The organism is Afipia sp. GW822-FHT03D08, from assembly GCF_058801645.1.
The window spans coordinates 104,608-117,492 of record NZ_JBXANK010000003.1; the positions used below are offsets into that span (position 1 = coordinate 104,608).

12 protein-coding genes and 1 tRNA gene are annotated in these 12,885 nt (G+C 62.0%); 10 read left to right on the forward strand and 3 right to left on the reverse strand.

Translation table 11 applies throughout. The features are described 5' to 3' along the window. From AC1RM7_RS19650 to AC1RM7_RS19665, 4 genes are all read left to right on the forward strand, one after another. Positions 1-74, forward strand: a tRNA-Gly gene (locus AC1RM7_RS19650). 39 nt (positions 75-113) lie between these two features. Next, a complete protein-coding gene (locus AC1RM7_RS19655; protein ID WP_024920314.1) occupies positions 114-1,292 on the forward strand; it encodes an NADH:flavin oxidoreductase/NADH oxidase in 1,179 nt (392 codons plus the stop codon). A 38-nt stretch (positions 1,293-1,330) separates the two neighbouring features. Next, positions 1,331-2,347 (forward strand): 2-dehydropantoate 2-reductase, encoded by a 1,017-nt coding sequence (locus AC1RM7_RS19660; RefSeq protein ID WP_024920315.1) that lies wholly within the window; start codon positions 1,331-1,333, stop codon positions 2,345-2,347. Positions 2,348-2,555: 208 nt separating this feature from the next. Next, complete coding sequence (locus tag AC1RM7_RS19665) at positions 2,556-2,918, forward strand: PRC-barrel domain-containing protein (protein WP_024920316.1); 363 nt, start codon at positions 2,556-2,558, stop codon at positions 2,916-2,918. A 96-nt stretch (positions 2,919-3,014) separates the two neighbouring features. Here AC1RM7_RS19665 and AC1RM7_RS19670 read toward each other — a convergent pair whose 3' ends face one another. Next, positions 3,015-4,673, reverse strand: coding sequence for an FAD-binding dehydrogenase (locus AC1RM7_RS19670; RefSeq protein WP_024920317.1), 1,659 nt, complete (start codon positions 4,671-4,673; stop codon positions 3,015-3,017). A 272-nt stretch (positions 4,674-4,945) separates the two neighbouring features. Here AC1RM7_RS19670 and AC1RM7_RS19675 point away from each other — a divergent pair, with 272 nt between their 5' ends. Further along, the gene (locus AC1RM7_RS19675; protein WP_006022962.1) at positions 4,946-5,407 is read left to right on the forward strand and encodes a Clp protease/crotonase-like domain-containing protein; all 462 of its coding nucleotides are present in this window, start codon (positions 4,946-4,948) and stop codon (positions 5,405-5,407) included. A gap of 160 nt (positions 5,408-5,567) precedes the next feature. Next, on the forward strand, positions 5,568-6,158 hold the full coding sequence (locus tag AC1RM7_RS19680) for an SCO family protein (RefSeq protein WP_006022961.1): 591 nt from the start codon (positions 5,568-5,570) through the stop codon (positions 6,156-6,158). A gap of 6 nt (positions 6,159-6,164) precedes the next feature. Here the strand turns inward: AC1RM7_RS19680 and AC1RM7_RS19685 are convergent, their stop codons facing one another. Continuing rightward, complete coding sequence (locus AC1RM7_RS19685) at positions 6,165-8,192, reverse strand: glycosyltransferase family 2 protein (RefSeq protein ID WP_024920318.1); 2,028 nt, start codon at positions 8,190-8,192, stop codon at positions 6,165-6,167. A gap of 82 nt (positions 8,193-8,274) precedes the next feature. Here AC1RM7_RS19685 and AC1RM7_RS19690 point away from each other — a divergent pair, with 82 nt between their 5' ends. From AC1RM7_RS19690 to ybaK, 4 genes are read left to right on the forward strand one after another with little or no spacing between them, the layout of a single operon-like run. Then, positions 8,275-9,213, forward strand: a complete 939-nt coding sequence (locus AC1RM7_RS19690) for a transporter substrate-binding domain-containing protein (protein ID WP_024920319.1) — start codon at positions 8,275-8,277, stop codon at positions 9,211-9,213. A 16-nt stretch (positions 9,214-9,229) separates the two neighbouring features. After that, complete coding sequence (locus AC1RM7_RS19695) at positions 9,230-9,880, forward strand: Pr6Pr family membrane protein (RefSeq protein WP_024920320.1); 651 nt, start codon at positions 9,230-9,232, stop codon at positions 9,878-9,880. Between the two features lie 20 nt (positions 9,881-9,900). Next, entirely contained in the window at positions 9,901-11,541 is a 1,641-nt protein-coding gene (locus tag AC1RM7_RS19700) for a lysine--tRNA ligase (protein WP_024920321.1), read from the forward strand. A gap of 20 nt (positions 11,542-11,561) precedes the next feature. Next, entirely contained in the window at positions 11,562-12,035 is a 474-nt protein-coding gene (gene ybaK, locus AC1RM7_RS19705) for a Cys-tRNA(Pro) deacylase (RefSeq protein ID WP_024920322.1), read from the forward strand. A gap of 9 nt (positions 12,036-12,044) precedes the next feature. Here ybaK and AC1RM7_RS19710 read toward each other — a convergent pair whose 3' ends face one another. Next, on the reverse strand, positions 12,045-12,671 hold the full coding sequence (locus AC1RM7_RS19710) for a S24 family peptidase (RefSeq protein ID WP_006022928.1): 627 nt from the start codon (positions 12,669-12,671) through the stop codon (positions 12,045-12,047). Between the last annotated feature and the right edge of the window lie 214 nt (positions 12,672-12,885).

The window sequence follows — 12,885 nt, forward strand, 5'->3', positions numbered from 1 at the left end:
GCGGGCGTAGTTCAATGGTAGAACGGCAGCTTCCCAAGCTGCATACGAGGGTTCGATTCCCTTCGCCCGCTCCAGCCTTTTCCCGGATAAAGCAAACAATCCACAGAGGTCTGATGCCACAGCCCCGCTTGTTCACGCCGATTTCTCTCCGCAACGTCACTGCGAAAAACAGGATCGTGATTTCGCCGATGTGCCAATACTCGGCAACCGACGGCATGGCTGACGACTGGCATCTGGTTCATCTCGGCAAGTTTGCGCAGGGCGGCGCCGGGATCGTGATGACGGAGGCAACCGCGGTCAACGCGGAAGGCCGCATTACCCATGGCGACCTTGGCCTCTGGCATGACGGACAGATTGCGCCGCTCAAGCGGATCGCTGCGTTTCTTCGCGCCAATGGTTCGGTGCCTGCGATTCAACTCGCTCACGCCGGCCGAAAGGGCAGCATGCAGCGGCCTTGGTATGGCAACGCGGCGCTGACGCCTGAGGATCACGCGCGCGGCGATACGCCATGGACCATCGTGGCGCCGAGCGCTATCCCGATGGATGATGGCTGGCTGATGCCGCACGAACTGACCGAACCGGACCTGAAGGCGTTGCGTGAGGACTGGCGTCTCGCGACGCTGCGGGCGGTCGAGGCGAATTTCGATGTGCTCGAAATTCACTGCGCCCACGGCTACCTGCTGCACGAGTTCTTGTCGCCGTTGTCCAATCGGCGCAAGGATGCCTATGGCGGCGACCGCGCGGGACGCATGAAATATCCGCTGGAAATTATCGAGACCGTGCGCGCGGTTTGGCCCTCGGACCGGCCGCTGTTCGTGCGCATTTCGTCAGTCGACGGGATCGATGGCGGTATCGATATCTCCGACTCGGTTGCGTTCGTGAACGAAGCCAAGGCGCGGGGCGCGGATGTGATCGATTGCTCGTCCGGCGGATTGATGGGATCGGCGACCGCGGCGCGAATTCCGCGCGGCTATGGCTTTCAGGTGCCGTTCGCCGAGCAGATTCGCCGCGAGACCAAGGCCACCACCATGGCCGTCGGCCTCATCCTGCATCCGCATCAGGCCGAAGACATCCTCGCGGAAGACAAGACCGATCTCATTGCAGTTGGCCGCGAGGCGCTGTTCGATCCGAACTGGCCGCTGCATGCCGAACTGGCTTTGAGCGAAACCAGGGGCGAGATCGGAGACGGCACCTTTGCGTCCTGGCCCAAGCAGTACGGCTGGTGGCTGGAGCGGCGCGAGCCGGGTCTGCGCAAGCTCGACGGTCCCGCGTTGCCATTTCGCAAGGTTTAGGCGACGCTCTGCCCCATGATCCATCGGGCGGGGCGGCCATGACGTCATCGAAATCCATCAGTGTCGCGGGCGCCGGCAGCATCGGCTGCTTCGTCGGGGGGATGCTGCGCGCCGGCGGGCACCCGGTCTCGCTTTTGGCGCGTCCGCGCCTGATTGAGGATATCAACCGGCACGGGCTGAAGGTCACGAGCTTTGAAGGTATCGAGCATCGCCTGACGCCGGCCGAGATCAAACTGTCCGACGATCCCGCAGCGATTTTTGCGGGCGCGGATATCATACTTGTCACGGTCAAGAGCGACGACACCGCGGAGATCGCGGATCTGATCGCGCGACATGCCGCGAAGAATGCCGTGATCGTCAGCCTTCAGAACGGCACCGGCAACGTATCGGTGCTGCGCGATGCACTGCCGGATCACGATGTGCTGGCGGGGATGGTGCCGTTCAATGTTCTGTCCCTGGGCGATGGTCATTTTCATCGCGCCACCTCCGGAGACATCCTGCTGGAGAAGGACGATCCGGATATCGCAAAATTGCTGTCACGGCCGGAACTTGTTTTCCGCAGTGTGGATGACATCGAGGGCGTGCAATGGGGCAAGCTGTTGATCAATCTGAACAACGCACTCAATGCGCTGTCTGGTCTTCCGCTTCGCGATCAGCTTGCGCAGCGCTCCTGGCGGACGCTGTTCGCCGACCAGATACGTGAGGCACTGGCGGTGATTAAGGCCGAAGGCATCGCTCCGTTGTCGACAACGCCGCTGCCGGCGTCTTTCACGCCGTTCATTCTGAAACTGCCCGATGCGCTGTTTACGCGGATCGCGGCATCGATGGTGAAGATCGACCCGAAGGCGCGCTCGTCGATGTGGGAAGACCTGCAGCGCGGGCGCCGCACGGAGATAGATCACCTGCAGGGCCTGATTGTCGCGCTTGCCGAGCGCCATGGTCTGAAGGCGCCGCTGTCTGCGCGAATTGTCGCACTGATCAGAAACGCCGAGGAAGCGGGCAAGGGCTCACCGGGCCTGACCCCGGAGCAGATCCGGGCTGTGGGTCAGGGCTGATTTTCCAGCCGGACGGGCTGGCGGGGCGGCGGCGACAGAGTTACGTTATCTGGGTTGATGCAAGCGCCGGGTTAGCCCGCAACTGTCTTGCCCGCGAGCCCGGTTTACAGGCCTTGCTCGGAAGAGCGGTGAGGTCGTGGTCGCGGCATAAGCCGCGCAATCATGGCGGACCAATCTGCGAGACAGGCTTCCACGGCTGGAGGCTCTCATGCATGCGGACACAATCAATCTGAAATCACATCGTCTTGTTGCCAGCGACAGGGTCGAAGGAACGCGCGTCTTCAATGCCGACGGCAGAAAAATAGGAAGCATCAAACGATTGATGATCGACAAGATCAGCGGCAACGTCGCCTACGCGGTCCTCTGCTTCGGCGGCTTTCTCGGTGTCGGCGAAGACTATCGCCCGCTTCCGTGGGCAAGCATGAAGTACAACCCCGCAATCGAAGGCTACGAACTTCTGACCTTGATGACCGAAGAGGAACTGGCGAAAGCGCCGTCCTTCGGAACCGACAAGGAATTCGACTGGGGCAACCGTGTCCGCGAAGTCGACGCTTACTGGATCGGCTTCTGACACGCGCTGCGAAAGCGATTGCTCAACAGCCCCCTGAAACGCCCGTGGTTTCAGGGAGCGTCAGGCTGGCGTGATTTCGGCCTGTTGCCGGGCTGACTACACGATTGCCTTGGCTGCCGCGCGCCCGGCATTGCGTCCAGAGAAAAGGCAGCCGCCGAGGAATGTGCCTTCAAGCGCGCGATAGCCGTGTACGCCGCCGCCGCCGAAGCCCGCGGCTTCGCCCACGGCGTACAGTCCCTGGATGATCTGGCCGTCATGGCCGAACACGCGTGAGTCGAGATCGGTCTCGAAGCCGCCGAGCGTCTTGCGCGTCAGGATGTTGAGTTTCACCGCGATCAGCGGCCCGAAAGCCGGGTCGAGGATTTTGTGCGGTTTGGCGGTCCGGATCAATTTGTCGCCGAGATAGCGCCGCGCATTATGGATGCCCATGACCTGGGTGTCCTTGACGTAAGGATTGTCGATCTCGCGGTCGCGCGCTTCGATCTGCTGACGGATCGACGTTATGTCGAGAAGGTTTGCGGTTCCAAGCTTGTTCATGGCCGCAACAAGGTCATCGAGATTGTCACGGACGATGAAGTCGGCGCCTTTCGCCTTGAAGGCTTCGACGGGGTCGGGTGCGCCCTTGTTGAAGGCGCGGCGAAGGGTCATGCGCCAGCTCTTGCCGGTGAGATCCGGATTTTGCTCCGAGCCTGACAGCGCGAACTCTTTCTTGATGATGGCTTGCGTCAGAATGAACCACGAATACTCGTGGCCTGTCTTCATAATGTATTCGAGTTGGCCGAGCGTATCGTAACCGGGATACAGCGGCGAGGGCAGACGCTTGCCGGTTGCATCGAACCACATCGACGACGGTCCAGGCAGAATGCGAATGCCATGACCTGGCCAGATCGGGTTCCAGTTGTGAACGCCTTCAACGTAGTGCCACATGCGGTCGCGGTTGATGAGGCGTGCGCCTGCAGCTTCGGTAATGCCGATCATGCGGCCGTCGACGTGAGCCGGAACACCGCTCACCATATGCTTCGGCGGCGTGCCGAGACGTTTCGGCCAGTTCTCGCGCACAAGATCATGATTGCCGCCGATGCCGCCGGAGGCGACGATCACGGCCTGCGCGCGGAACGAGAAATCGCCGGTCTCGGTACGCGACGAACTGACGCCGCGTGGTTCCGGCGACGGCTCGAGCGTCCTGCCGCTGACGCCGGTAGCTGCGCCGCCGGTCATGTCGAGAGCATCGACGCGATGACGGAACTTGAAAATGATGCGGCCGGTTTTGGCGTGCTCGCGCGCGCGCCGCTCGAACGGTTCCACCACACCAGGACCGGTGCCCCAGCTCACATGAAAGCGCGGCACCGAGTTACCGTGGCCCATGGCGTCATAGCCGCCGCGCTCGGCCCAGCCGACCACGGGAAAAATGCGGTGGCCCATCGCCTGAAGCCAACCGCGCTTCTCGCCGGCTGCGAACGCGACATAGGCTTCCGCCCATTTTCGTGGCCAGTGATCCTCATCGCGATCGAATCCCGCAGTCCCCATCCAGTCCTGCAGAGCGAGGTCATGGGAATCCTTGATGCCAAGCCGCCGCTGTTCGGGTGTATCGACAAGAAATAACCCGCCGAGCGACCAGAACGCCTGCCCGCCGAGATTCTGCTCGCCTTCCTGATCGACCACGATCACGCGCTTGCCGGCATCGGCCAGTTCGTTCGCGGCCACGAGGCCCGCCAGTCCTGCGCCGACGACAATTACGTCCGCATCATTCGCCATTTTTGATTTCTCCCCAGGTTCCGGATTGAAGCGCGACGCGCAAAGCCGGGTCAACGGAAATTGCGGCTAAAAATGGCAGCGCGCGCCTCAGGTCGTTCACTGGACCACGCACGCCATGTTCCAATTCGGGATCGGCCAGTGCAGGTGCAGCAAGCCAGCAACACTGCAATAGAATCCGTCCCCGCACCGCTGTGCGATCTGGACAAAATTCCAGACTCGCAACACGCTGATGTTGCCCCGATCGATACAGGCAGGGGGCGACGGGGCCGGCAATGAAGATTGTGACGGGGTTTCTGACGGCGGTGCTTCTCCTTGGCGGAGTGGGCGCAAGTCACGCTGTGGTTCGGATTGCTGAAGACCGCGGCGGCCGGATCGGGACCTATGTCGACAAGTATCAAAGCCTCAAAGGCTCCGGTGAGACCGTTGTGATCGATGGCCTGTGCGCGTCGGCCTGCACCATCGTGCTCGGCGCTGTGTCCCACGACAAGATTTGCGTGACCTCGCGCGCCAGCCTCGGATTTCATGCGGCCTGGGACTTCGGAGCCAGCGGCCGGCCGGTGACGAACCGTGAAGCGACCCGGATGCTGTACGATATGTACCCGACGTCGATCCGGAGCTGGATTTCACGGCGCGGCGGCCTGAAGCCACGGATGATTTTTCTTCGTGGCCGCGAACTGACGAGCATGTATCGTCCGTGCTATATGGACGCCCAAGCCTCCGCACACGTCCGCTAACGCCAAAACCCCAGATCAGGCAGACGGTTGCTCCCGGTCATGTGATCGGGCATGCCTGCGCGACACTTGCTCGCTATGGCTGTGCGCTCTATCCCATGCCCAACCCGGAACAAAGTGGCCAGCCTGACGCGGCCTGCTGCTGATTGAGGAATTTATTGCGATGGACAGGACGACCCGGCCGCTGGTGATTATCGCGGCGTTTGCCGGCAGCCTTGCGATCGGTCTGCTGGTCACGTTGTGGCTGCTGGGTGGCTTGCGCGGCGCCACTGCGCCGGCTGCGATCGGGGGGCCGTTTCGCCTGACCGATCAGACAGGACAAACGGTCACCGAGAAAAATCTCGTCGGCCGCCCAAGCATCGTCTTTTTCGGCTTCACGCACTGCCCGGATGTTTGCCCGACAGCACTGTTCGAGATGTCCGAGGTTCTGCGCGCCATGGGCCCCGATGCCGGCAAGCTGAACGCGTATTTTGTATCCGTCGACCCCGAACGCGACACATCATCGGTGATGAAGGATTACATTGCGAGTTTCGATCCGCATCTCAAGGGACTGACCGGCAGCCCGGATGAAATTGCCAGGATGATTTCTGCCTATCGGGTTTACGCCAAGAAGATTCCCCTGAAGGACGGCGACTACACGATGGATCACACAGCGCTGATCTATCTGATGGACAAAAATGGAAACTTCGTGCGTCCGTTCGATCTGAAGCGCAAGCCCGAGGAAGCCGCGGCGGATCTCAAGCGCTATCTCTGATCCGCCTTAGTCGCTCTGGTCGCGCATCCCGTCCGGTTGAGACCTCCCTACAGACATGCGGGACGTTTGGGCGAGACCGTGCTCGGTCTTCTCCCAGTGATAGGGTTCGGTCAGCAACTGATAGAGCGCGCGCCAGGCTGCGAGGGACAGGAAAATCCAGTAGACCGGAGTGAGAGCGAGCACCCATGCTTCGCGCAGCAAGTTCCGCTTGGCAAGGCCGATCACTCCGATCACGATGGTGGTCAGATAGCCTGCCGCAATCGTCGCCAGATAAAGTTCGATGAATGGTTTGGCAAAGAATGACACAACGCTGTCGTCAAACGCGCTCATCACACCCCGCACCAGAAGTTCGCCAAGCAGGAACGGATGCGCAAGTGCGGTCAGGACGTTTCCACCTACGAGAATGTTGAGGGTGAAGAAGCCGCCGGCGCCGGCATCGCGCCAGAGCTTGCGCGGCGAGCGCATGTGAACGCTCCAGGTTTGCATCCAGCCCTTCATCCATCGCGAGCGCTGCCGCAGCCATGCCGTGAACCGTGACGGCGCCTCTTCATAGGTCGTCGACGGAAACATGACGCAACGATACCTGAAACGCGCGAGCCGGAAGCCGAGATCTGCATCTTCGGTCACGTTATAGGGGTCCCAGCCGCCGACCTCGCGCAGCACGCTGGTGCGGAAATGATTGGACGAGCCGCCGAGCGGCAGCGGCATCTCGAAATTGGAAAAGCCCTGCAGGAAGACATCGAATTGCCCGGCGTATTCGGCGGTGAACATCCGCGGTATCCAGCCGTCTGCGGTGTTGTCGATGCAAAGACTTGCCTGTGCGCAGGCAACCTCTGGTCCATGGGTCCGAAAGACATCGAGCGCTTCGCGAAGCTGGCCCGGTTCGGGCCGGTCCTCGGCATCAAAGACCGTGATGAAGGTGCCGCGTGCGAAGTTCAGCGCGCAGTTGAGGGCCTTGGGTTTTGTGCGGGGTCCCACGTCGGGTGCGATGATGACCTGCACATGCGGCATAGGTCCGAGCCTGGCGATCGCCGCGCGGGTTCCGAGATCGTCGGTCTCGATGACGAGCTTGATGTCGAGTTTTTCGGGAGGATAGTCCAGCGCACCGATGTACTGCATCAGCGGCGCGACGGATGAGGCCTCGCGATACAGCGCTGCGATCACGGTGTAGATGGGCAACTGACTGTCAGGCAGCCGGGGGCGCTGACGCCGCCGTTTGGGCGGCGAAAGACACCCCGCAAGCCGCAGACTCGTAAACAGCAAAAACCATATGGCGAGGATCAGACCGAAGGTGTCGATCACCAGCATGGGTGCCAGCGTTAGCAGCGCAACGGGAGCCGCAAGCCGCAGAAGATGGCGGCCGAAACGAAACAGGCGGCTGCTCGAAGCTGGAACCGGTGCGGCTGACAGCGGGGGAAAACGCGTGAGGAGGTTTTCCGCTGCGGTGCGGGCCAGGATATTGCCGGATTGATTTTCGAGAAATGCGTTGAACCGTGCAGTCGATGCGAGCCGAACGCGCGGGAGAAGAGATGGATACTCCGTGATCAGCCGGATGATGCGCCGTGCGGTGTATCCGTGTGGTGCGGACACATACGCCAGTTCCCCCCGCTGCCGGATGGGAAGGATGCCGTGCCGCGCGCAGAGGTGAAGGCCGTCATCGGGCAGGAGACAGTCAGCAAGGCTGAGGTCGTCGAGGGTTTCGATTTGCAGTCCGGTATGGATGGCAAGCTGGTCGAGATATGCGTCTTCGCTGATGACACCCCACTGGATCAGAACCCGTTCAGCGCCAACCCCGATCTCGTTGCTGCGCCGCTCGGCCGCGGCGATCAGCGAAGGGGCGAACAGGTGGCGCAGGCAATCGAGCTCCACCGCTGGACCGGGCTCGCGTATCCCCGGCCGGTTGTCGTTCTGTGAGGGTGGAGGCCCCAGCAGTCCGGCGATGTATGACGTGAGATTCCGGGCGGACGCCGTCAGGCTCGCGAAACGTTGCGGCCCGGCCCCGTCAACCTCGCTTGCCCGCCCAGCCACGGCCATCAGACCGCTACCCCACGCCACAAACGCACTCGAATCCGCCTGTGAATGGTCTATAAGACCCGACACGCGGAACCCCGGGTCAATGCAACCACAGATGGTATCTTCCTTCAATGTCCAATTGCGCGGCGCTGTCCATGCAGCCGCCGGGTTGGCCGTCTGGGCTGCCCTGACGTGGCTCGTGCCGCCAGCACTCGCGCAAGGCGTTCCAGCAACCTCCCAGTCGCCTTCCCCTGCGGTCATTCCGCAGCCCGCAGCGCCTCAGGCTGTGCCGGGATTCTGGGATCCGCGGCGCCGGCCGGATCGGCCCGACCTGTCGCGTCTGACTGTCATCCGGTTCCTGACAGAGACGGACTATCCGCCCTTCAACTTCACGGGACCGGACGGCAACCCGGCCGGATTCAATGTCGATCTGGCCCGGCTGATCTGCGATGAAATCAAGGTGGCATGCACCATCCAGATGCGCCGGTTCGAGACGCTGGTGGACGCGATCAACGGTAACCGCGGCGATGCGATCATCGCGTCGCTGGCTGTGACGCCGCAGCTTCGCGCCAAGCTCGATTTCAGCGATCCCTACTACCGCTCGCCCGCGCGCTTCGTGTCGCGCAAGGACGCTGTGATGGCGGAGGTCCGGCCGGAATATCTCGAGGGCAAGAAGGTCGGAGCGATCGCGGGCTCGTCCCATGAGGCCTATCTGAAGACGCTGTTCACCGACGCGCAGATCGTCAGCTTTCCGAATGACGACGCGCTTCGTCTGGCGCTGCGCCGGGGTGAAGTCGATTTCATTTTCGGCGACGCGATTTCGCTGGCGTTCTGGATCAACGGAACCGATTCCGGCGACTGCTGCGCTTTCAGCGGGGGCCCCTTCACGGAGAGCCGGTATTTCGGCGAGGGCGTCGGAATCGGGGTCAAGCGCGGCAACGACGTGCTGCGGCAGGCGCTGAACTGGGCGATGTTCCGGCTCTGGGAAAAGGGCCGCTACACCGATTTATGGCTGCGCTATTTCTCGGTCAGTCCGTTCTAACGTCTCGGATGCGGCAATGACTTTGACGCGAACGGCGAAACTCAAGCGAACCGCCGCGGCGCTTCTTGCGCTGCTGGGATGGGCGACGCTCCTGCTGCAGTATTGGCTCTTGATGCGAACCGCCGGCGTGATGGCGCTTTCGCCGCTTGAGGCCACCATCCGCTTTTTCTCCTACTTCACGATCCAGTCGAACATTCTGGCGGCCCTGGTGCTGACCACATTTGCGATCAAGAGCGGCCCGGAGGAATGGCTGGTGCATCCGTTCGTGCGCTCCGCGGTGGCGGTTTACATCGCCATGGTTGGATTGGTTTATGCCGTGCTGCTGCGGCAGCTCTGGTCGCCGGTGGGCGCGCAGTGGATTGCAGACGCGATGCTGCATTACGCCATGCCGATCGCCTACCTGCTGTTCTGGCTGACCTGTGTGCGCAAGGCGGGGCTGCGCTGGTACGATCCGCTGCTGTGGCTGATCTATCCGCTGTTCTATCTTGGCTTCGTCCTGGTGCGCGGAAAGGTGTCCGGCTTCTATCCGTACCCCTTTATCGACGCCAAGACCTTGGGTTATGCAGGTGTTGCGGCTAATACAGCCGGATTGCTGATCGTCTGCGCTGCGATTGGCATGTGTCTGGTGATGACCGGCTGGTGGCTCGCGCGCCGGCAGCCGGTTTGATTTTTGCGCGGAGATTCTTGATGTCGACTGAAATGCCTTCATCCGCGAGCGACCTGCGGGCGCTTGCCGAACAATCCAACGCCTGGCCGTTCGAACAGGCGAAGCAGATTGTCGCGCGGCTGAAGAAAAAACCCAAGGACGAGGTGCTGTTCGAGACCGGCTACGGTCCCTCCGGGCTGCCGCATATCGGCACCTTCGGCGAGGTGGCGCGCACCACCATGGTGCGCCATGCGTTTCGTGTGCTGACCGAGGACAAGATCAAGACGCGGCTGCTGGCATTCTCCGACGACATGGACGGCCTGCGCAAGGTGCCGGACAATGTGCCGAACAAGGAGATGCTGGAGCAGGATCTCGGCAAGCCGCTGACGCAGGTGCGCGATCCGTTCGGTACGCATCCGAGTTTCGGCGAGCACAACAACGCGCGGCTGCGCGCGTTCCTCGACACCTTCGGGTTCGACTACGAATTCGCCTCATCCACGCAGTACTACAAGTCGGGCCGCTTCGACGCGACGCTGCTGAAGATGCTGGAGAACATCGACAAGGTGATGGCGATCATGCTGCCGTCGCTGCGCGAGGAGCGCGCCGCCACGTACTCGCCGTTCCTGCCGATTTCGCCGCGCACCGGGGTCGTGCTGCAGGTGCCGATCGTTGAACACGATGCGAAGGCCGGTACGATTTCGTATGACGATCCGGACACCAGGGAGCGCGTCACCGTTCCGGTTACCGGCGGGCATTGCAAATTGCAATGGAAGCCGGATTGGGCGATGCGCTGGGTTGCGCTCGGCGTCGATTATGAGATGGCGGGTAAGGACCTGATCGATTCGGTGAAGCTGTCGGGCAAGATCTGCTCGGCGCTCGGCGGCACGCCGCCGGAAGGCTTCAACTACGAACTGTTTCTCGACGACAAGGGCCAGAAGATTTCCAAGTCGAAGGGCAATGGCCTGACCATCGACGAGTGGCTGCGCTACGCCTCGCCGGAATCGCTGTCGCTGTTCATGTATCGCGAGCCGAAGGCTGCGAAGCGGCTGTATTTCGACGTGATCCCGCGCAATGTCGATGACTATCAGCAGTTCATTGACGGCTATCCGCGTCAGGACGGCAAGCAGCGCCTCAGCAATCCGGTCTGGCACATCCACGCGGGCAATCCGCCGCTGGCCGATATGCCGGTGACCTTCCAGTTGCTGCTGACGCTGGTGTCGTCATCGAACGCGGAGAACGCCGAAACGCTGTGGGGCTTCATCGGCCGCTATCGCCCGGGCGTGACGCCGAAGACGCATCCGAAGCTCGACGACATGGTCGGCTACGCCATCAACTATTATCGCGACTTCGTGGCGCCGACGAAGACCTTCCGCCAGCCGACCGAGAGCGAGCGGGCGGCCCTGACCGACCTGCGTAATGCGCTGGCGCAACTGGATGCCGATGCTTCCGCTGAAGATATCCAGAACGTGGTCTATGAAATCGGCCGCCGCGAACCGTTCCTGGATCACAAGAAGGCCGGCAAGGACGGCCGCCCGGGCGTGTCGCTCGACTGGTTCAACATGCTCTATCAGGTGCTGCTCGGCCAGGAGAAGGGCCCGCGCTTCGGGTCGTTCGTCGCGGTCTATGGCGTGGCGAACGCGATCGCGATGATCGATGCTGCGCTGAAGCGAGCGGCGGCCTAGCCGCCGCCTCGGAGCCACGCATGTCGAAGGTGACGCGCGCGACCAAGATGCTTGAACAGGCCGGCGTCGCCTTCACCGTTCACACCTATGATTACGATGGCGACGCAGACCGGATCGGATTGCAGGCCGCCGAGGCGCTCGGCGAAGATCCATCGCGCGTGCTCAAGTCGCTGATGGCGCTGGTCGACGGCAAGCCGGTCTGCGTCATCGTTCCGTCCGATCGTGAAGTGTCGATGAAAAAGCTCGCCGCTGGGTTCGGCGGAAAATCTGCGCAGATGATGAAGCCGGCCGATGCGGAACGCCTGTCGGGCTACAAGGTCGGCGGCATCAGCCCTTTCGGACAATCGAGGCCGCCGCGCGCCGCTATCGAGGAGCAGGCGATGGCGCAGGATCTTGTCTACATCAATGGCGGGCAGCGCGGATTACAGGTGCGGCTCAATCCGCGCGACGCGGCAAAAGTGCTGGGCGCGATTGTTGCGCCGCTGGTGGCTTGAGGCGGAGTTTTACTGGCTCGCCCAGACGATGCGCGCGATCCATTCGACATTCTTGGCGTCGATGACGCGGTCCTTGTGCGCCGGATTGAGCGATTGAAGTTCGATGACTTTCGCGGTCCGGCGTTTCAGTTCCTTGACCATGACCTCGCCGTCCTTGGTCTTCACCACGACACGGTCGCCGCGCCGGATCGGTGAGCCGGGTGAGACGATGATGACATCGCCGTCGCGATAGGCGGGCTTCATCGAGTCGCCGGAAATTTCCAGCGCGTAGGCATGCTCGTCGTTGACCGAAGGAAGCCCGACTTCGTCCCAACCCTTGCCGACCGGAAAGCCGCCGTCGTCGAAATAGCCGCCGGTGCCGGCTTCGGCGAAGCCGAGCAGCGGCACCGCCTGCACCGAGCGTGCGGTGTCCTCGATGAACTGCACGAACGTGTCGACGGTGGTGCCGGTCGCGGCCAGCGCTTTCGCCACCGATTCAGTCGATGGCCAGCGTTCGCGTCCGTCCGGCGTGATCCGCTTCGATTTGTTGAAGGTGGTGGGATCGAGGCCCGCACGTTTGGCCAATGCGGATGCCGATAAACCCGCGCGTTCGGCGAGGCGATCGAGCGCATTCCAGATTTGATCGTGGGTCAACATGGGATGGCCGGATGTCTGGCCCAGCCGACCGGACCGGGCAGTGAATTTTATCAGGAACTAGGAATTATTACCTCGAAACGGGCGTCTCTGCAATGCATAGCGATCAGATGAACGCTGCCCTTGAAGTGGCCGGAGCGCGCCGATACGGTCTGCGGGGCGCTCGGCAGAGCTCCGAAAAATCTCAAATGAATTCAATAACTCACGAGAGTCCGCC

What these genes read in the sequence shown, in the direction of transcription:
- AC1RM7_RS19655 (WP_024920314.1), top strand. Translation starts at nt 114, where the DNA reads ATGCCACAGCCCCGCTTGTTCACGCCGATTTCTCTCCGCAACGTCACT.
- AC1RM7_RS19660 (WP_024920315.1), top strand. Translation starts at nt 1,331, where the DNA reads ATGACGTCATCGAAATCCATCAGTGTCGCGGGCGCCGGCAGCATCGGC.
- AC1RM7_RS19665 (WP_024920316.1), top strand. Translation starts at nt 2,556, where the DNA reads ATGCATGCGGACACAATCAATCTGAAATCACATCGTCTTGTTGCCAGC.
- AC1RM7_RS19670 (WP_024920317.1), bottom strand. Translation starts at nt 4,673, where the DNA reads ATGGCGAATGATGCGGACGTAATTGTCGTCGGCGCAGGACTGGCGGGC.
- AC1RM7_RS19675 (WP_006022962.1), top strand. Translation starts at nt 4,946, where the DNA reads ATGAAGATTGTGACGGGGTTTCTGACGGCGGTGCTTCTCCTTGGCGGA.
- AC1RM7_RS19680 (WP_006022961.1), top strand. Translation starts at nt 5,568, where the DNA reads ATGGACAGGACGACCCGGCCGCTGGTGATTATCGCGGCGTTTGCCGGC.
- AC1RM7_RS19685 (WP_024920318.1), bottom strand. Translation starts at nt 8,192, where the DNA reads ATGGCCGTGGCTGGGCGGGCAAGCGAGGTTGACGGGGCCGGGCCGCAA.
- AC1RM7_RS19690 (WP_024920319.1), top strand. Translation starts at nt 8,275, where the DNA reads ATGCAACCACAGATGGTATCTTCCTTCAATGTCCAATTGCGCGGCGCT.
- AC1RM7_RS19695 (WP_024920320.1), top strand. Translation starts at nt 9,230, where the DNA reads ATGACTTTGACGCGAACGGCGAAACTCAAGCGAACCGCCGCGGCGCTT.
- AC1RM7_RS19700 (WP_024920321.1), top strand. Translation starts at nt 9,901, where the DNA reads ATGTCGACTGAAATGCCTTCATCCGCGAGCGACCTGCGGGCGCTTGCC.
- ybaK (WP_024920322.1), top strand. Translation starts at nt 11,562, where the DNA reads ATGTCGAAGGTGACGCGCGCGACCAAGATGCTTGAACAGGCCGGCGTC.
- AC1RM7_RS19710 (WP_006022928.1), bottom strand. Translation starts at nt 12,671, where the DNA reads ATGTTGACCCACGATCAAATCTGGAATGCGCTCGATCGCCTCGCCGAA.